General features: G+C 40.4%; 16 protein-coding genes. 5 read left to right on the top strand and 11 right to left on the bottom strand.

Going from position 1 to position 18683, the window contains the following annotated elements; translation table 11 throughout:
- Positions 1 to 44: 44 nt before the first annotated feature.
- The 10 genes from KSMBR1_RS14980 to KSMBR1_RS14935 all read right to left on the bottom strand — a co-directional run bounded on the left by KSMBR1_RS14980 (position 45) and on the right by KSMBR1_RS14935 (position 8962).
- Positions 45 to 878 (bottom strand): CheR family methyltransferase, encoded by an 834-nt coding sequence (locus tag KSMBR1_RS14980; RefSeq protein ID WP_099326046.1) that lies wholly within the window; start codon positions 876 to 878, stop codon positions 45 to 47.
- Between the two features lie 332 nt (positions 879 to 1210).
- Positions 1211 to 1576 (bottom strand): response regulator, encoded by a 366-nt coding sequence (locus tag KSMBR1_RS14975; protein ID WP_099326045.1) that lies wholly within the window; start codon positions 1574 to 1576, stop codon positions 1211 to 1213.
- Entirely contained in the window at positions 1573 to 2136 is a 564-nt protein-coding gene (locus tag KSMBR1_RS14970) for a hypothetical protein (RefSeq protein WP_157820640.1), read from the bottom strand. Before KSMBR1_RS14970 ends, KSMBR1_RS14975 begins: the two co-directional genes overlap by 4 nt.
- Positions 2137 to 2240: 104 nt before the next feature.
- Positions 2241 to 2723: a chemotaxis protein CheD gene (locus KSMBR1_RS14965; RefSeq protein WP_099326043.1), complete on the bottom strand. Its 483-nt coding sequence runs from the start codon at positions 2721 to 2723 to the stop codon at positions 2241 to 2243.
- Positions 2724 to 2829: 106 nt separating this feature from the next.
- Positions 2830 to 4542 (bottom strand): methyl-accepting chemotaxis protein, encoded by a 1713-nt coding sequence (locus KSMBR1_RS14960; RefSeq protein WP_164995410.1) that lies wholly within the window; start codon positions 4540 to 4542, stop codon positions 2830 to 2832.
- Positions 4543 to 4577: 35 nt separating this feature from the next.
- Positions 4578 to 5090 (bottom strand): chemotaxis protein CheW, encoded by a 513-nt coding sequence (locus tag KSMBR1_RS14955; protein WP_099326041.1) that lies wholly within the window; start codon positions 5088 to 5090, stop codon positions 4578 to 4580.
- Between the two features lie 42 nt (positions 5091 to 5132).
- On the bottom strand, positions 5133 to 6917 hold the full coding sequence (locus KSMBR1_RS14950) for a chemotaxis protein CheA (RefSeq protein ID WP_099326040.1): 1785 nt from the start codon (positions 6915 to 6917) through the stop codon (positions 5133 to 5135).
- A 22-nt stretch (positions 6918 to 6939) separates the two neighbouring features.
- On the bottom strand, positions 6940 to 7962 hold the full coding sequence (locus KSMBR1_RS14945) for a response regulator (protein WP_099326039.1): 1023 nt from the start codon (positions 7960 to 7962) through the stop codon (positions 6940 to 6942).
- Between the two features lie 23 nt (positions 7963 to 7985).
- Positions 7986 to 8510 carry a chemotaxis protein CheX gene (locus KSMBR1_RS14940; RefSeq protein ID WP_157820639.1) on the bottom strand — a complete coding sequence of 175 codons (525 nt, stop codon included), beginning with the start codon at positions 8508 to 8510 and terminating at the stop codon, positions 7986 to 7988.
- A 77-nt stretch (positions 8511 to 8587) separates the two neighbouring features.
- Positions 8588 to 8962 carry a response regulator gene (locus tag KSMBR1_RS14935; RefSeq protein WP_099326037.1) on the bottom strand — a complete coding sequence of 125 codons (375 nt, stop codon included), beginning with the start codon at positions 8960 to 8962 and terminating at the stop codon, positions 8588 to 8590.
- 453 nt (positions 8963 to 9415) lie between these two features.
- Between KSMBR1_RS14935 and KSMBR1_RS14930 the strand changes: the two genes are divergently transcribed.
- Positions 9416 to 11158 carry a DUF1858 domain-containing protein gene (locus KSMBR1_RS14930; protein WP_099326036.1) on the top strand — a complete coding sequence of 581 codons (1743 nt, stop codon included), beginning with the start codon at positions 9416 to 9418 and terminating at the stop codon, positions 11156 to 11158.
- Between the two features lie 24 nt (positions 11159 to 11182).
- Complete coding sequence (locus KSMBR1_RS14925; RefSeq protein ID WP_099326035.1) at positions 11183 to 12457, top strand: HD-GYP domain-containing protein; 1275 nt, start codon at positions 11183 to 11185, stop codon at positions 12455 to 12457.
- 318 nt (positions 12458 to 12775) lie between these two features.
- On the opposite strand, the gene KSMBR1_RS14920 is transcribed toward KSMBR1_RS14925, so the two are convergent.
- Entirely contained in the window at positions 12776 to 13882 is a 1107-nt protein-coding gene (locus KSMBR1_RS14920; protein WP_099326034.1) for a S1C family serine protease, read from the bottom strand.
- 298 nt (positions 13883 to 14180) lie between these two features.
- Between KSMBR1_RS14920 and KSMBR1_RS14915 the strand changes: the two genes are divergently transcribed.
- The 3 genes from KSMBR1_RS14915 (at position 14181) to recQ (ending at position 18659) form a co-directional block, all read left to right on the top strand.
- Positions 14181 to 16181: a tetratricopeptide repeat protein gene (locus KSMBR1_RS14915; protein WP_164995411.1), complete on the top strand. Its 2001-nt coding sequence runs from the start codon at positions 14181 to 14183 to the stop codon at positions 16179 to 16181.
- A 25-nt stretch (positions 16182 to 16206) separates the two neighbouring features.
- Positions 16207 to 16350, top strand: coding sequence for a hypothetical protein (locus KSMBR1_RS21170; protein ID WP_157820638.1), 144 nt, complete (start codon positions 16207 to 16209; stop codon positions 16348 to 16350).
- Positions 16351 to 16502: 152 nt separating this feature from the next.
- Complete coding sequence (gene recQ / locus KSMBR1_RS14910) at positions 16503 to 18659, top strand: DNA helicase RecQ (protein ID WP_099326032.1); 2157 nt, start codon at positions 16503 to 16505, stop codon at positions 18657 to 18659.
- Positions 18660 to 18683 lie beyond the last annotated feature (24 nt).

Here is an 18683-nt window from a genome sequence, read left to right as displayed (position 1 = left end):
AAGAAAACCTCCTTAAAAAGGTGTTTTTCATAAATACACCAATATTATTTCTGATATACCGTTGGAATAACATAGTTGAATTTGCTGTTTGTGCCTGCCAGGCTTTCGGAATGGCCGATGAAAAGATGGCCTTCAGGTGCAAGGTGTTTGTAATACTTTGAAATAAGTTCGGTTTGTGTTTGCTTGTTAAAATAAATCATAACGTTTCTGCAAAATATAAAATCAAACTGTCCCTTAAAGGGAAAGGTTTGTTCCATTAAGTTAAACCTTCTAAACACAATAATATTTTTCAATACGTCCTTCACCTGATAGTAGTCTTCAAAGTTATCGCTGCCTTTTTTAAAATATGTCTGTAACCACTGGGCGTTTATGCTTTTTAAGCGGTCTTTATGATACAATCCCTTTTTTGCCTTTTCCAATACCCTGGTAGAAAGGTCTGTCGCCAATATTTTTACGTCCCATTTGTCTATTTGTTCGATACGTTCATTAAAAACCATAGAAAGACTGTAAGGTTCCTCCCCGGTTGAACATCCTGCGCTCCACACTCTTAATTTTTTTTCTTTCATTTTCTTCTTTTTTTTTAGCAATGCCGGAAGGAGTTTTTCTGATAAAAAATTAAAATGCGCAATTTCCCTGAAAAATTCAGTAAGATTAGTTGAAATGCAATCAATCATGTGAATCATTTCTTTCCCGGTAACATCCCTTTCCGTAACATAGGTATGGTATTCCCGGAAGGATTTCAGGGAAAGAGTGCGTAAACGCTTTGCCAGGCGGGATTTTAACAATTCTTTTTTCGCCGGGGAAAGGTTGATGCCGCTTTCGTCATAAATTAATTTCTGAAATAGGGCAAATTCCTGGTCAGTAAGGTCTATTTCCATACAATTTTTTTTTAAAAGTTAATGGGGATGTTCAGCTAAATCTGAAACACAGGCCGCTGCCATGCGCCATGAAATATCAGCTTTTCTGTATACGATAGCGGGTTTTTACGGAAGTATCTTTGTTAAAGGATTGCGATGTGAATAACAAAAAAATATATTGAATTTATACCACAAAACTGTCCATTATAATAAAAACAATGGCATTTATGCCATAGTGAATATCTGTTGCGGAAGCCTTTATAAAGGGAAGCGGTTGTGGTAGATGGATTTTTATTTGTTTATCAGCCTCAATGATACATTGTTATTATTGGGGAGGGAGATGATTCTCTTATTTATTCTTTGGCAAGTATAGAATTTAAGGACGATACCATGCGGTCGTCTTCAAATGGTTTTACCACAAAATCACATGCTCCGTTAAGAAGCGCCGCCTGTAATGCGTCCCGCTGGTCAATTGCCGAAATCATAACTACCTTTGCATTTTTATCATAAGCGAGTATGTCCTTCAGCCCCTGGATCCCATCTACTTCCGGCATTACGATATCCATGGTTACCGCATCAGGTTTTAATTCCTTATATTTTTCAAGGGCTTCCCTGCCGTTTTCCGCCTCTCCGACCACCAGAAAGTCGTTACGCGTCAATATTTGTTTGATAACCATTCTTACAACCTTCGCGTCATCCACAACAAGTATTCGTTTCATTTACGTTCTCCTATTGCATCTAATAGCTTTCCCAAAGATGCCAATTCAGGCAGGAGGAAAAGATAGCAAATAATTTCTGTTTTACAGATTTCAAAAATTGTTTCAACAAGTAGCAATTGATCGCTATAGATCCCTTGTTCCAACAAAAGACTTGAAAATATTATTCCCGCATAATCGTTATGCACTTGCGGCGGTTCCGGCAATAATGTAGCGTCGAAGTCTGAAACCAGCGTGTTGCTGATATGGCTTGCAAGAATATTCCCCAATTCCTGAGAGACGCTTTCGGTATCAGTGTTAAACTCTTTTGTTGTACCCACCGGTAGACGGAGATAATAGTCCGTCAGTATTGTAGAACCTTCAAGAGGCAGCATAAACAGCATTTTACAGCCGAAGTTGCCTTTAAAATTGACAATAATGCCGGTCATTTCCCTCGTGTCAGTATTCATTTTCTCAGTGGCTTCGTTAAAATCTGCCATGTAGATTTTAGAGAGAGTGATTTTTGCACCGGTCCTTAATGTCTTGGAAAGGGCCCTTGAAGCATTGTCGATAGAAAGCTTCATTATTACCTCCAACATCCGTAAGCGTTCCGGTGAAATAACCATTTTTTACCTTTGTTTTTGATAAATGCTATCTTTTCGCAAATAAAATAATAAAATTAATATACTTAATAAATACAGACAGCTTCTCCGAATATGCGGCATTCCACATTGCCGGTGGTTGTATCAAGCGCTATATTGTATCCCTTTGTTCCACCCGTTTTTGCCGCTACAATTTTGATACCTTCTTCTTTTAATATCCTGCGCACTTCATGTTCATTTTTTTCGCCAATATTAATGAGCTTCCCGGCGGTTTCGAACATCTTTGCGCCGCCAAATATTTTTGCAAGGAGGGTGTTTTTTGACGCTCCGCCGTTTTTGATGATTTGTCCGATAAAAAAAGGCAATCCCGGGTCAGCATATTTCGTTAATTTTTGATCATTCCCTATTTTTTTGGGCAGCATGATATGAAGGATGCCCCCTACTTTTACTATGGGGTCGTACAATGCTATTCCGATGCATGAACCGAGCAATGTCTTTAATTGGTTAGGAGCCCGTGCTATTTTTGCATCTCCAACGCCAACGGTGTAGATATTAGGGGCGTCGTTCATGTTATACGAAAATTTCCAACGGGTTTATATAACGTCTCTGCGCGAAGCATACAATAAAAAATTTTCCTTTCCGAAATATGAAGATTATATCCATTTTACTGCACAATCAGAAATCACTGAACTCACCATCCATAGGTATTATATCTTCAGGTTTTTTCCCTGATTCCCCCTCATCATTTTTGCGAACATGTTTGCGGCCTTTGCTCCCTCCAGCCTTGTAAGCCTCTAGGGCAGGTCTTCTGTGATAAGTGATTTCTTTTTTCAAGGATGTTTTTTTCTTAACCTCCGGTTCCATAGCCTCCTCCCGTATCCCGCCGACCTGTGCTGCGAGTTCGAGCACGACTTCTCTTAAATTCACCGACTGGGAAGATAGTTCTTCGCTGGCGGATGCCATTTGTTCTGCATTGGCTGCATTTTGTTGGGTAACGTTATCTATGGACGTCATAGCTTTTCCTATCTGGCCTACCCCTTCCGATTGTTCCCTTGAAGCCGCTGAGATCTCTCCCATCAAATCTGCAACCTTCTTCGTATCCGTTGCTATTTCCTTCAGCTTTTCTGCAAACACCTCGGTAATCTTTAAGGCGTTGTCATTGCTCTGTACACGCGCATTGATCAGGTCTGCCGTTTCTTTTGACGCCGTTGCGCACCTTTGGGCTAAATTGCGAACCTCGTCCGCAACCACGGCAAATCCCTTCCCGTGTTCACCGGCCCTTGCGGCCTCTACTGCGGCATTCAGCGCTAAAAGGTTTGTCTGGAACGCTATTTCGTCAATCGACTTGATAATTGCAAGAATTTGATTATTTCCTCCATGCAATTCACGCATAATTGTCTGCAATGATTTCATCGTCTCGTGGCCTTCCTCCGCCGAAGATTTTGCCTTGACCGTCAAATGGCTTGCCTCTTCTGCATTATCTGCATTCTTTGCCGTCATCGAAGACATTTCTTCTATTGAAGCGGAAGTCTCCTCCACGGAAGCTGCCTGCTGCGATGCCCCATCGGCAAGCGACTGGCTTGAAGAAGATATTTGCGATGACGCCGCAGCCACTTCTTCCGCTCCCGCATTCAGGTGATTAACCGTCCTTTTCAATAAAGATACAACCCCCTTGGTAACGAAGAATACCACACCACTAATAAGAAGGACAAAAATCCCGTTTCCCAGAATGCTGAAATTTCTGTTTGCCGCAATTGCCGCATTTATACTGTCCATAGGCGCCACCACGCTTATTCCGCCCCTGATTTCTCCAAGTTTGTACCCTTCCATTTGCCTTCCCGATATGTCTTTGCCATCTCCCGTAGGGCTTGTCTCCGGATATCCATGACATACAAGGCAGGCTTCTGTAATTTTTAGTGGTACCATAAGGCGGAATATTTGCGACGCCGCTCCCAGGTTCCAGTCTTCGATGGTTATTTCTGAAATCTCTTTTAAATCAGGATTTGCGGCAAAGCGTTCTAACTGTCTGGTTTCCCACGCATCGGGTTTATTCGATGGATTTCTGTATTGCAGGCTTGTTTGCTTCATTTTGTATATGGTAGTCTGGCTGAAGTGCTCTGCCACTTCACGACCAACCACTGCGGGGATTACCCCTTTGAATTCGAAGTTGCCTTTGGAATCATTGTTTATGGCCTGCTGTTTTGTCGCAATCACCTGCCGGACAGACATAAGCTGATTCGCCGCCATACGCGCCTCCTTTTTTACTTCCTCCAGCATTTGCGCCTTTTCCCTCTTCATGACAATCACCGATAAAATACCGGATCCTATCGCGATTGAGATAACTATTGTCACGATGAGCCTTGTCATTATCGTCATTTTGCCGAACATTATAATCCCTTTCTTTTGAAAAATTTTTATTATGTTTAACATATTTCTGTAAAATTGCTCGCCATGCAGACTTCTTCCTGGCGTAATATCTTGTCAATATCGAGTAGTATTTTGACCTTATTTTTTATCTGTGCAATGCCTAAAAAAACATCGGTATCTATGTCCTGCCCAAAGTGCGGAGAAGGTTCCATGTCTTCTGTGGCAATATCAATGACTTCCGATACTGTGTCTACAATGACGCCCGTAAGGGTATTGTTTACTTCCACCACAACAATGCAGGTTTCTTTCGTGTGTTCCTTTTCCGGAAACCCGAACTTTAACCTTAAATCAACTACGGGAATTACCTTTCCCCTTAAATTAATTACGCCCTTAATATAATTTGGCGATTGAGGCACAGGCGTTATTGCCATGACGCCAATGATTTCCCTTACTTTTAAAATCTCGATACCATATTCTTCATCGCCCAGAACAAAAGTTAAATATTTTCCTTCATGAGAAGCCAGACTGGAAATTTCGGCAGGTTTTTGCTGACTAAGAACACCTTCCATAATTCTCCTCCTATAAAAAGTAAAACGTTTGGTTTTTGTATATTAGTTAAGAGCAAGATTCATAATGCCGCCGACATCCAATATAAGCCCTACCCTTCCGTCCCCAAGTATGGCACTGCCGGAAACCCCTTTGACATTGCGGAATTGTTCTCCAAGGCGTTTGATGACAATTTGTTGTTGCCCTATTAAATCATCGACAAGAATCCCACATCGTTGCCCTTCACTTTCAACAATGAGAATAATGGCCTCCCATGGGGCGTATTTTTTAGGCTCTACATTATACCACTGGTGCAGCCGTACCATTGGCAAAATATTGCCCCGCACATTTATTACTTCACCGCGCTGTTGTATCGTTGAGATATCATCTTTTTTCGGGCGTATGGATTCTTCTATAGAAAGCATTGGAACGATATATTTCTGATTCCCTACCTGGACGATCATTCCGTCAATGATTGCCATTGTCAGGGGAAGTTTGATAGAGATTTTCGTGCCTTTGCCTTCTTCTGAAGAGATTTCGACCTTGCCGCGCAGGCGTTCAATATTTTTCTTAACCACATCCATCCCTACGCCGCGTCCTGATATATCGGTTATCTTCTCAGCAGTGGAAAATCCTGCGGCAAAAATCAAACCGAAGATTTGTTGTTCAGTAAGAGTGGCGTTTTCACTCATTATTCCTTTTTCAATGGCTTTTTTCAGTAATTTATCTTTTCGTAAACCCCTGCCGTCGTCTCTTATTTCAATAAAAATGTTCCCCCCTTTGTGAAAGGCATCAAGATACACATGTCCCAAGGCAGGCTTTCCCGCGGCAATCCGTTCTTCTTCCGGTTCGATTCCATGATCTACCGAATTTCTAAGAATATGTACCAGCGGGTCTCCAATTGATTCAATTACCGATTTGTCTAGTTCAGTCTCTTCTCCGGAAACTTCCAGCTTTACCTTTTTGCCGGCTTTTTTGGAAACATCACGGACGAGCCGCGACATTTTCTGGAAGGTTGATTTAATGGGAACCATTCGTATTGACATTACCTGATCTTGTATGTCTTTTACTATCTTTCCCAGGTGTGAAATATTTTTATTTGATGTGCTGTTCGTGTTTTCCAGAAGGTCTTTTATGAGGGCGTTGGCGATTACCAGTTCGCCCACAAGGTTTACAAGGCTGTCTATTTTTTGTATATCGACCTTGACCGTTTCTGAGACTGGCGCTGTTGCCGGCAAGGTTTTGAGGGCGCTGTCTATAGTTTCTTTTGTGACGATGCCCTTTTCAACAATGATTTCTCCTATTTTTTTTTGCTGTAGTTTTTCCTGTTCCTCTAATGCCTTGTCAAGGTCATCTTCGGTAATTTCCCCTTTTTCTACAAGTATTTCACCTAAGTGCTGCGGTTTTGAAGGTGCGCTTTCCGTTGCTTTCTGTCCTACGAGGGCATTTTTTATTTTTACAATAACCGGGGCGTAATCTACAATTTCGTCCGAAACGTCTATTTTCTCGACTTTCTTTGCAACAAGCCCCCTTAATCTTTTCAGTATGTCCACGCCTTCGTACAATATTTCTATGATTAACGGGGTTATTTTCAGATTGCCCTTTCTTGCTTCGTCAAGAAGTGTTTCTAGTTCATGGCTTACTGTACCCATATCCTTCAATCCTAAAAAGCCGGCGCTTCCTTTCGTGCTGTGAATAGGGCGGAATATTGTGTTGATAATATCCGTATTGTCCGGGTTTTCTTCTAATTGGAGGATTTGTGATTCTACCGATTCCAGATGATCCCCCGATTCTGTCAGGAATTCTTTGACAATTTCCGGGTCATCCATTAAAAAAGAGGTATCTTCCATATTCTTATCCTTAAAAAAACAACTATCGGTTTGCAGGGATTTTTAAGCTTTTATTAAGCATATGTTTGTTAATTTTTTCCATTAATTTTTGTCTCGTTACCGGTTTTACTATAAAATCAGCAGCGCCTGCCCTTACGGCGCGTATTACATTTTCCTGCGTAGGGTGGGCGGAGCAGATAATAATAGGCACATCTTCAACCATTGCATTTCTTTTAATTCTTTCGCAGAGGGTAATTCCGTCAACTCCTGGCATGTAAATGTCCATTAATACCAGATCGATATTGGTTTTCCCCAGAGTTGAGAGCGCATGGCCCGGATTGTCTGTCACCAATACTTTATAATCATTACCGAGTAATTTTCTGATGATTCGTAAATCGGTGTTTGAATCGTCCACTGCAAGTATTGTTCCCCGATATTCTTTGTTTTCTTCCTCAATGATTTCCCCGAAAAATTCTTCTCCGATCAATTTAGGGACACATATAATAAATTGATCATCGTCAAAACCCATTATTCTTAAAGAAGTAGAGAGGAAAAGGCATTCTTCGTTAAGGATGTCGTCTTTTAATACGGTGGTCATATTTTCTTTGTTTATTGGCTCTACCGATAATAATTTCAGGTGAATCGGTTTGGGTAATTTCAGGCGTAGGTCATTATCTAAAATACCGCATACCTGATTCGAAAACTCTTTGAAACCGTCCGCGCAATCAGCATCGAAATTTTCCTTATTAGCATTTTCCTTTATTGCTTCATCTTCGAGAAGCAGGAGAATGTTACCAATTGTTATCGCTAGTTTTAAAGATAAAAGTAAATATATTTCGCCCTCATAAAAATCCTCGACAATTATTTTTGATAACACAAACTTTGCATTGGCATTTTTAATAAAAGTTCCTATGGTGGTAATTTTTAAAACAGGGTTAATGAGAAAAAATTGCTTGTTTGTTAATTGGCTGCATCCTTCGCAAACGCGCGGAAATGTACTAACCCACGTTTTCTCAAACTGAGACGCGGGCGCCTTTTTCTCTGATTTATCGGCAGGTTTTTCCATAAGATAATAGGGAAAATAAATTATTATTTTGACTCTTTCAACAGCAAACCTACGCCAAATTTTTCTTTTTCTGCGCTAAAATACGTCATCAACCATGGGTCCTTGCTAAAGCATGACAAGGCGGTGTCTGATACGGTAGGCACGTTGCCGACCGCTGTAATGGAAAGGCCTTCACCCGCTATTACAATGGGGATAGAAAGGTGCATTTCGCCATATTTTTCTGACATTTTGGTCTTAATATTTCCGGCGATCATATTAGATACTTCTCCGACGGCATCTTTCACGTCGTTATTGAATTCCTCCAGTTCCATCATTAACATGCTGGAGGCTACTTTTAGCGCAAATTTTTTTGAACAAAATATACCGACTACCCCGTGATACTGGCCTGTAAAGCTTACCATGCCAATAACATCAGTTTTAATCTGTGTTTCGTCAATGAGCGAAGCATCTCCATAGTTTAAATCCAGCATAATCATTGTTTCAAATAATATTTTCGTTGTTTCCTTAATATCTAAAGTAATCCCATCCATGATCCCCTTAAGATCCATTGTGTAAGCTCCTTTTGATTTCTTTTTCGGTTTTTTTAAATTGCCCGGGCGCAAATAGCTATTAAGAAGGTACTTTTCTATTTAATTTGTAAAAAAGCACCTAATTTGGTTTTTAATTGGTCAGGGGTGAATGGTTTTGTGATATAGCCATTAGCACCACTGCCTGTAGCCTCTACTACTTTTGCGTCACTGCCTTCAGTAGTACACATTATAATAGGGGTCTGGTTTCCACTGCCCCTGAGTGCCTTCACAAATTCAATACCTGTCATATTGGGCATGTTCCAATCACAAAGAATCAGGTCAATGCTGCTATCTGCGGCAATTTTAGCCAGAGCTTCTTTTCCGTCTCCTGCTTCCACAAATGAATCAACCATCAAACCGGACTGTTGAATGTTTCTCTGGATCATTTTGCGCATTACGGAGGAATCATCAATTATTAATACTTTTGGCATAACACTCTTATCTCCTTCTGTTAAAGATTAAAATGAATATATTTCTTATAGTAGACAGTAAGTTACAGCAGTATATATTATCAATCTGTAAAAACCTCTTTTTTTGTAAGTTTTTGAGTACGTCCAATAAACGGAAAATATTCAAAAAGACAAAAACCAAATCTCAAATTAGTTGCGCTAAGAAGTTAAATTAAAGGCGGCATTATACAGAATTAAGGTAAAGATTTTAAATAAAATTTAGGAAATTCCAGAGCTTCTGAAAATCGTGATACTATTTTTGACATGCAGGAAATGACAGATAAAATTACCATCCCTTCGATTTAATGCACGACACGAAAAATCTGAGTGTTTCCAATCCGTTTCTTCAAAAGATACGGCAGTATTATAAATAATATTAACGGTTTATTTTTAATTTTCTTGAAAGGTTTATAGAAATTTGTTTTATTAACACTTATGGAAATAAATAAAAATACCGTAATTAAAGACCTTATAGAGGCGCATCCGGAAACACTTGCAGTATTCAAAAAGTATAACCTGGTCATTGCCGGCGGTGTGCGGGGACCTAATGAGCCAATAGCTTTTTTTGCAAAGGCACATGAGGTTGATTATGACACGTTGGTGAGAGAATTAAATGAAGCCATTGAAAAAGGCGGAGGGGAGTATGTTGAACTTCCTCTGTTAGAGGTAGATAAGGTATATGAAAAGTTCGCGAAAGCTGCGATTTTATTTACACTTACCGTAGGGGTAACATTTGGTGCCGTTATTCTTAGTTATATTGCGATTAAATTGAATTTCAACGCAACGCACTATGCCCACATCCAGGCGCATGGTTATGCCCAGTTAGTAGGATGGGTAGGACTTTTTATTATGGGGTTTGCTTTATACATCATACCGAGGGTAAAAAATACCGAACTGCGGCACAAAAATCTGGTAAATGTCTGCTTCGGATTCATCATTATCGGCATTGTTTTAAGGGCCGTCGTGCAGCCTGTTCCGTATAGTTCTGTAAGATTCCTGCTTCCTGCATCCGCGATGTTTGAGATTGGTGCAGTCCTGTTGTTTTCCTTCATTCTTTTTAGTACGATATCTTCCAGTCAGGAAAAGGTCGGCATATTCGACAAATTTTTCAAGGCAGGACTACTGTGGTTGTTGATTTCCTCATTGGTGAACTTGGGGATGGTTTTTTATTTATATAATAAATCGGTTCAGGAGATACCCAAATCAGTTTTTAGCCCCTACGTACATTTGTACCTCTTTGGTTTTGTTTTTATGTTTATTTTTGCTGTCAATATAAGGACAGTATATGCTTTTCTTGACATTAAGCCTGTCCGTGAAAAGGCGATTAACCTCAGTTTTTGGATGCTTAACGCATCCATACCAGTTTATTTTATTACATGCGTTTTTGCCGGCAAAAGTGTCATTGCACTGCGGTTTTCACAATTGGTGGTATTCTTCATTGCGTTCGCCGTTTTTTCATTCATTTACGGTTTGCGCGTCTTTGAGAGGTCTACAAAAGAACTTCATGGTGTTGTAATGGACAGGAGTTATACAAAAACGATACATGCTGCTTACATATGGCTTATCATCAGCATGCTAATACTCATTACCATGCCTTTTTTGCATAATAAAACAGAGATATTAAAGCAATTTCATGGTTCGTTTAATCATGCCGTCACCGTTGGTTTTATTACGATGATGATGATTGGTTATGCTTCAAAAATGGTTCCAACGTTTACCGGCATAAATATGCACAGTATTAAACTTTCACATATTACCTTCATACTTTTAAACACAGGATGTTTTATCCGGGTATTTTCCCAAATGTCCGTCGGGATAAGCGGAGGAAAACCTATTTTTTACGGTATTGTGGGAACATCGGGATGGTTTGAGCTGGCCGCGATAGGTTTTTTTGGATACAATTTGTGGAAGACTATGAACACGAAGGAACAACCTAAGCCTTCTGAAATTAAAAAAATAACGGTAGTCGACAAGGATACGAAGGTATTTGATATTGTGGACCAATATCCTGAAACATTGCAGATATTTCTTGATTATGGATTCAGCCAAATGGCGAATCCTGTTATTAGGAATACGATGGGAAGAGTAGCAACGATTGATATGGCTGCAAAAATGCATAATGTAGATAGAGAAAAATTTATCCAGTCCCTTAACGATAGAATCGCCGACAAAAAATAATCCCTTCCTGCCCCTTTTCAAACCATGGCAAAAGAATCACAAATATCCTTATTAGATTTAACTACGGGTTTATCAGAAACCGTTGATTTGGTTAATCCCGCATGGGTAAATCATCACATGCAAGTTGCTTATATCGCTTTTAGCCTCAGCGAAGAACTGGGGTTATCCATGGAAGAAAAAAGAGGTCTCGTGTTGGCAGGGGCTTTACATGATATTGGATGTTATTGCCGTGCAGAAAGGATGGACCTTCTTAAATTTGAAAGCGAATTTCCTCACGAACATGAAGAATTAGGATACCTCTTCCTTAACGAATTTAAACCATTTAGTTCCATCGCAAATCTTATACGATTTCATCACGTCCGCTGGGATAAAAAAAATAAAATACAGAAATCGGGAAAAAAGGTGCCATATGGCAGTTATATATTACATATTGCGGACAGGGTTTCTACTTTAATAAATAAACAGGAAGAAATACTCGGGCAGGTGGACAGTATTCGTGAAAAGATAAAGGCACAATCCGGAAAAATGTTCATGCCGGAACTGGTAGATGCCTTTCTGAAATTAGCAGAAAAGGAGTATTTCTGGCTTGAAGCCACTTCGTCACTGCTCTATGTAATTCTGTCCGGCAGGGTAAAAATGCCTTCTATTTCATTGGACATGGAGCACCTTGTTTCCTTTTCTAAGGTATTTTCAAGAATTGTAGATTTCAGAAGCGCTTTTTTTGCCACGCATTCTGCCGGCGTTGCGGCTACGGCTGAAAAATTGGCGCAATTTGTCGGTTTTTCAAAACAAGAATGCCAATGGATGAAAATTGCCGGTTATGTACACGATATCGGAATGCTTGTGGTGCCGATAGAGCTGTTGGAAAAAGAAGAACCGTTAACGGAAGAGGAGTTTGGCATTATTCGTAAGCATCCCTTCTATACGCATCTTATCCTTAAAAGCATCGCGGCTTTCAAGGATATTGTTTCGTGGGCGTCGTATCACCACGAAACGTTATCAGGGACAGGCTATCCTTTCCATGTCAAAGAGGATCTTCTCCCGTTGGGAGCGCGAATCCTGGCAGTTGCCAATGTATTTACCGCCCTCACAGAAATCAGACCATACCGGAATAAATTTTCCGGCGAAACAATACACGAAGAGCTTAAAAAATTGGGAGAAGAATCGAAACTCGATCCCAATATTGTTTCAGCACTACTCTTGCATTTTAATGAAATTAATTCTGCTCGTATTGCCGCACAGGATGAAGCAAGAGAAAAATACCTTAAAACAGAATGCATACTCCTGCACTTCGAATAATAAATATGTAACACTTTAGTTTTTTGAAAAAGGCCAATAATGGCCATGTTTGCCGCATAGTGTTAGGGGCGAAGCATTTGCAGCAAATGCTTCGCCCCTACTTTTTCAAAAAACTAAAGTGTTACATAAATAGTCGGCGGTTATAAGGTATTGGCTCATACCGCATGGACAGAGCGTATGAGAAAATATTTTTATTAAGAAACTATCACCACCGCGACATTTTTATTTCAGATGTTGGAAATGAAAGAAACAACCCTGTCATGGTTAATACTCTGCCGATTTTTGTGGAGGACGTAAGAATAAAATGTCGCTGTAGTACTATTTACTATCAATGGGTTGCAGTTTAATTCTTTTTTCCATGACATTTTTATCCCGCAAAACCTTTAATGTAACACTATCCCCCACTTTGTAGCGGGACAACTCCTTGATGAGATCCTCAGAATTATTCACCTTGTTTCCCTCTACCTCTATAATTACATCCCCCATGAGGAGGCTGCCCGTCCTGTTTCTTTTTGTTCCCTGTAAACCGGCCTTGTCTGCCGCCCCATTTGGAATGACTTCAAGAATACATGCCCCTTGTATTTCAAGCTGTTTTGTAATGTTATTTGGAACAAGGGTAATGCCCAAACCTGGACGTTCTACTTTCCCCCTTGCAATTAATTGAGATACATTACGGTTTATTGTATCAATGGGAACCGCAAATCCAATTCCTGTGCTCGCACCGCTTGGACTCATAATTGATGTGTTCATTCCGATAACTCTTCCAAAGGAATCCAGCAAGGGGCCTCCTGAATTTCCAGGATTAATAGCGGCATCTGTCTGAATAACGTCAAAAATGGTTCTTCCCGTCATCGCCTCAATCGTTCTTCCAAGCGCGCTGATAATCCCTGTTGTAAGGGTCAGATCCAGACCGAATGGATTGCCGAGCGCCAGTACTTTCTGGCCCACCTGCAGATCGGAAGAAGTACCTATGAGTACAGGTATCAGTTTTGTTTTTGGCGCATTGATCCTAAGCACCGCAATGTCATGGTCAGGGTCAACGCCCACGAGGCGGGCATCCCACACAGAACCATCGTTCAACGTCACATCTATTTCATTCGCATTGTAGATAACGTGAAAATTAGTTACGATATGACCGTTTTCATCCCAGATAAAACCGGAACCGGCACCCTGCGGAATCTTGAAGACATCCAGTGAGAACAAATCCCTTCGCACCTGTTTGTTTGTAATATATATCACAGAAGAAGAGGTCATCTTGAAAATGTCTATGGTAGCCTGCTCCTCGCTGCTAAATTCACCTGGAGATGGTGTTACAGGACGGAACACTACTTTATCGCGTGATAAACTTCCTGTCGCGTGGTAAAAAAATAATCCTGCTATAATTAAAAAAAAGTAGGGGAGAAATTTTGTGTATTTCTTGTTCATATCGTATCCTTTCAAGGTAGATGAAAATTCCTTTACGGTTTAATTATTTATAATTGTATGATGCTTTGTCAAGCATGGGTTTTGTAACAATTGCAAAGAAGCTGCATTTTTTTCTACTAAAAAAAACACCACTTCAGTGTACAATACAAAAAATGATCATATCTGAATAACAAATAAACTCCTATTTCCAAAGCTGGCATAACCAAAAACAAACAAGGTCAAATCACGAAATACAAAAGGGAAACCACAGATTATACAGATTAAGAAATTCATCACAAACTGACCAATGACCAATAACATGTTACGAATTTTACCATTAACCATACTCATTGTCCTGCCTTTTATTGCCTTCCTCAATTCTCTCAATAACGACTTTGTCTATGACGACGTATTTACGGTCACCGATAATTATTTTATCAGGGATTGGGGAAATTTCCGGGATTTATTTACGTCTGAATATTTTAAACTTTCAGGGGAAGCAACGTATCGTCCTCTTGTAACCATTTCATATTTCATCGATTATTCAATAGGGAAACTCAATCCCATTGGGTATCATCTGACAAATCTTCTATCCCATGCCGTTGCCGTCATACTTGTTTATTTTATAACGTCTGCCGTTATTCGGAAAAAAACTGTTTCATTTATGGCGGGAATGTTTTTCAGCATGCACCCAATCCTGACTGAAACAGTAAACGCAATCAGTTATAGGGAAGACCTCCTTACTACTGTATTTTTTCTTGGCGCTCTTTTATTATTCATTAATTCAACCAAAAATTTCCATAGATACCTCCTGCTGTATCCGGCATCGCTCTTTTTATACCTTTTCGCATTATGTTCGAAAGAAATGGCAATTACTTTGCCGTTGATGGTTTTCCTCTTCGATTGGATATTGGGGGATAGCGCACAAATAAAAAAGAATGCCGTTCGCTATTATATTGGTTTCCTGGCGGTAAGTATTTTTTATCTTCTTATAAGGTTTGTGCTGTTGCATAATCCTGCGGAGGGACAGTTGACCTATCCGGAAGATAGTTTTTTCGTTAATATGCTCACCATGCCAAAGGTGGTTGCCGCATACATAAAACTATTGTTCATCCCAGTACATTTCAACGCTGAATATATGATCGCCCATACAACAACTCCCCTTGCCCCCGCATTTCTTTGTAGTATGGTTTTTTTATGTGTTGCGGGAATCATTGCCTGCCGGTTTTATTTCTATTCGAAACCGTTCTTTTACTTTACGGTATGGTTTTTCGTCACCCTTACTCCGGCAATGAATATCCTTCCTATTGCCAATATAATGGCGGAACGTTATCTTTATCTTCCTTCTGTAGGCTTTTGCATAATTTTAGCATTAACAATACACAGCGCATGGGAAAAGGGCTGTGCATTACTATTTTTCAAAAAAAGTGATGCGGGTCGGAAAACAACAAAAGGGTATTCACTCCTTTCCGGAAGCAAAGAAGCCATGGTGAAACAAAAAAACCTTCCCCAAACCATTATGATTGTTTTATTGATAGCAATCCCGGTAATCCCCTATTCAGTAACAACTATGCATAGAAACAGGTGCTGGAGGGATCAGTTCATCTTTTGGTCAACTACCGTACAGGACTCCCCTTACAGTGCACGGGCGCATAATAATCTTGGAATGATCTATTTCGGGAAAGGAGATATTGATCCAGCACTCCATGAATTTCAAACATCGGTTTCGCTGGAAGCAGACCCTGAATATCGCCACAACCTGGGTATGGCGTATCAGCGAAAAGGCATGCAGCAAGAGGCGATGCAGGAATATTTACTTGTTCTCGGGGCAAATCCAGATTCCGCCCTCACGCACAATAATATGGGCAATATATTTATTAGTTTGGGGAATATCGACGAAGGAATAATGAAATTTAAAGAGGCAATCAGGCTAAAACCGCATTATTATGACGCCCATTTTAATTTAGGGCTTGCTTTATTCAAGAAAGGACTTTTGAATGACTCAATAGAGGAATTCAGGCTTGCTGTGAAGTACGAACCGGACCATCCCGAAGTGCATAGCTGCCTTGGAACGGCATACGCAAATGCCGGTATGATTGAGGAGTCTATCAGGGCATATAATGAAACCTTGCGTCTGCAGCCAAACTATATAACCGCATATAAAAACCTCGGCATGGTTTATCTCACTTATAAAAAAGATATACAAAGGTCGATAGCATATTTCCAGGAATTTCTGAAGCGGAATCCCGACGGTGATGAAGCAGCGGAAATACGGAGAACTATCGAAAAAATTCAAGCTGCGCAGAAAACGAATAAATAATGCGTTGGAGAGAAAAAGAAATTGCATGAAGAAAAGGCTCCGAAATAAATTAGAGGCTGCATATAAAGAGGCAGTTAATGAAGATTATGAATTATACAAGGAATGGGAAGACACTCTTGGTGATGGACTCGAAGGTGGAAAACGCCATAAAGATTCATCTTGCAATTGATTAGTGCCTTAGCAGTAATTTCTTTTTGTTGTATGTTTTGGATTTTATGCTTTGTTATTCGAATTTGTTTCGTATTTCGTACTTCGAATTTCGTATTTTTTATCTCGTGCTTGTTTAGTTCTGGCTATGCCAGTTTAGGATGTATTGATAAAATGAAAGACCGTATTTATTCGGCGTTACAAAAATATTTTGGCTATTCAAAGTTCTATCCGCTTCAGGAAGATATTATCCGGTGGGTGCTGGAGCAAAAAGACCTCTTTGTCCTCATGCCTACAGGGGGCGGCAAGTCTTTGTGTTATCAATTGCCCGCACTGCTTTTCGATGGAATAACGGTTGTTATATCTCCTTTAATTGCCTTGATGAAAGATCAGGTGGATGGATTAACGGAAAACGGCATTTCCGCAACATTCATTAACAGCTCCGTGCATGCCCGCGAGGTTGCGGCAAGAAAAAGGGACCTTTTGGAGGGTAAAATCAAGATTCTTTATATCGCCCCCGAAAGGCTTGCCATGCGTGAATTCCTTCAGTTCCTGCAGGAATTGAAAGTTTCCCTTTTCGCAATAGACGAATCGCATTGTATTTCTGAATGGGGACATGACTTCAGGCCGGAATACCGCCAATTAAAGATGTTGAGGGAGAAATTCCCAAAGACGCCGTTCATGGCATTGACGGCCACCGCCACGCCTTCCGTGCAGAAAGATATTGTAACGCAATTAAAATTGACCGACTACAAAGTCTTTAATGCCAGCTTCAACAGAAAAAACCTTTTTTATCAGATCATACCCAAAGACAATCCATACCACCAGATTCTTTGTGTTTTAAAAGAACGAAAGAAGGAGTCGGGCATCATCTATTGTCAGGGACGTAAAACAGTTGAAAGCCTGGCAGGGAGTTTACAGGGAGAAGGGTATCGCGCCCTTCCCTACCACGCCGGATTGTCCGCTGAAATGAGAACAGAAAATCAGGAGCGTTTTATTCGTGAAGACATAGAGATTATTGTAGCAACCATTGCGTTTGGCATGGGCATCGATAAACCGAATGTACGTTACGTGATTCACTATGATTTGCCGAAAAGCATTGAAGGATATTATCAGGAAACAGGACGCGCCGGCAGAGACGGGCTAAAAAGCGACTGCATCCTTCTCTTCAGTTATGCAGATAAGATTAAGATAGAATATTTTATACATCAAAAGGAGGATGAAAACGAAAAACAGGCGGCATATCAACAATTAAAGGCGCTCGTGTCATATTGCGAAGGCAACGTTTGCCGGAGAAAGATATTGCTCGATTATTTCGGAGAAAAATTTACTACGCACAATTGTGAAAATTGTGATACCTGTCTTAACCCAAAGGAACAATTTGACGGAACAGTTGCTGCGCAAAAACTGTTGTCGTGTGTCTATAGAGTGGGTGAATCTTTTGGCATGCATCACGTTATCGACGTCCTGCTAGGCTCGCAAAACCAGAAAATACTGCAAAATAGCCATACAGCTCTTACAACGTTTGGCATAGGAAAGGAATATTCAAAATCCCAATGGCTAACATTTTCCCGTGAATTGATCCAGTTGGGGTATCTGGCGCAGGAAGGCGACAGATACCCCGTCTTAAAACTGACCAGCCAGAGCCGTGAGGTATTGCAAGGCAAGAAGAAGGTTCTTTTGGTAAAACCAGAGGAAACCGCTTCGTTGGCCGTGTCCGGAGAAGATAAGAATTATGATCTGGCGTTGTTTGAACGTTTGAGGACGCTAAGAAAAACGCTTGCAGACCAGGAGTCTATGCCTCCTTATGTTATTTTCCATGACACAAGTTTAAAGGAAATGTCGATGCGGTATCCACAAACAGCTTCTGATTTAAAAAAAATCAGCGGTATGGGTGAACTGAAATTAAGAAAATACGGAGACCTTTTCTTAAAAGAAATATGCAATTATTGCAGACAACACCAGATAACGCCAAAAGAGGCGAACTCCAGACGGCAGGCAACCTTGAGGAAACAAATGAAATCTCCCACTGTTTACACAACGCTGGAACTCTATAAAAACAATCTTTCGCTTCGGGAAATAGCCGGGAAAAGAGGCCTTGCAACATCTACAATCGCCACTCATCTTGAAACGCTTATAATCGCGGGAGAAGATGTCTCCATAGATAAATTTGTTGCTCCGGCAAAACAGCAACGAATCCGCACGGTGCTGGGAGAACTGGGTATGGAGGCGTTAACCCCTGTTAAAGAAAAATTAGGAGAAGAGTATTCCTACGATGAAATAAAATTAGTCAGGGCAAAGATACGATATTCTATGGAAAAAGGGGATTGATAGTAACTTCTCAATAAGTTGGTA

It is taken from the genome of Candidatus Kuenenia stuttgartiensis, assembly GCF_900232105.1.
In the GTDB taxonomy this organism is placed as follows: Bacteria; Planctomycetota; Brocadiia; order Brocadiales; family Brocadiaceae; genus Kuenenia; species Kuenenia stuttgartiensis_A.
The sequence above is the reverse complement of the archived record's forward strand: the minus strand, read 5'-3'. Positions and strand labels throughout refer to the sequence as shown.

What these genes read in the sequence shown, in the direction of transcription:
- KSMBR1_RS21170 (WP_157820638.1), top strand. Translation starts at nt 16,207, where the DNA reads ATGAAGAAAAGGCTCCGAAATAAATTAGAGGCTGCATATAAAGAGGCA.
- KSMBR1_RS14930 (WP_099326036.1), top strand. Translation starts at nt 9,416, where the DNA reads ATGGAAATAAATAAAAATACCGTAATTAAAGACCTTATAGAGGCGCAT.
- KSMBR1_RS14980 (WP_099326046.1), bottom strand. Translation starts at nt 878, where the DNA reads ATGGAAATAGACCTTACTGACCAGGAATTTGCCCTATTTCAGAAATTA.
- KSMBR1_RS14960 (WP_164995410.1), bottom strand. Translation starts at nt 4,542, where the DNA reads ATGTTCGGCAAAATGACGATAATGACAAGGCTCATCGTGACAATAGTT.
- recQ (WP_099326032.1), top strand. Translation starts at nt 16,503, where the DNA reads ATGAAAGACCGTATTTATTCGGCGTTACAAAAATATTTTGGCTATTCA.
- KSMBR1_RS14950 (WP_099326040.1), bottom strand. Translation starts at nt 6,917, where the DNA reads ATGGAAGATACCTCTTTTTTAATGGATGACCCGGAAATTGTCAAAGAA.
- KSMBR1_RS14945 (WP_099326039.1), bottom strand. Translation starts at nt 7,962, where the DNA reads ATGGAAAAACCTGCCGATAAATCAGAGAAAAAGGCGCCCGCGTCTCAG.
- KSMBR1_RS14935 (WP_099326037.1), bottom strand. Translation starts at nt 8,962, where the DNA reads ATGCCAAAAGTATTAATAATTGATGATTCCTCCGTAATGCGCAAAATG.
- KSMBR1_RS14920 (WP_099326034.1), bottom strand. Translation starts at nt 13,882, where the DNA reads ATGAACAAGAAATACACAAAATTTCTCCCCTACTTTTTTTTAATTATA.
- KSMBR1_RS14955 (WP_099326041.1), bottom strand. Translation starts at nt 5,090, where the DNA reads ATGGAAGGTGTTCTTAGTCAGCAAAAACCTGCCGAAATTTCCAGTCTG.
- KSMBR1_RS14915 (WP_164995411.1), top strand. Translation starts at nt 14,181, where the DNA reads ATGTTACGAATTTTACCATTAACCATACTCATTGTCCTGCCTTTTATT.
- KSMBR1_RS14970 (WP_157820640.1), bottom strand. Translation starts at nt 2,136, where the DNA reads ATGAAGCTTTCTATCGACAATGCTTCAAGGGCCCTTTCCAAGACATTA.
- KSMBR1_RS14975 (WP_099326045.1), bottom strand. Translation starts at nt 1,576, where the DNA reads ATGAAACGAATACTTGTTGTGGATGACGCGAAGGTTGTAAGAATGGTT.
- KSMBR1_RS14965 (WP_099326043.1), bottom strand. Translation starts at nt 2,723, where the DNA reads ATGAACGACGCCCCTAATATCTACACCGTTGGCGTTGGAGATGCAAAA.
- KSMBR1_RS14940 (WP_157820639.1), bottom strand. Translation starts at nt 8,510, where the DNA reads ATGGATCTTAAGGGGATCATGGATGGGATTACTTTAGATATTAAGGAA.
- KSMBR1_RS14925 (WP_099326035.1), top strand. Translation starts at nt 11,183, where the DNA reads ATGGCAAAAGAATCACAAATATCCTTATTAGATTTAACTACGGGTTTA.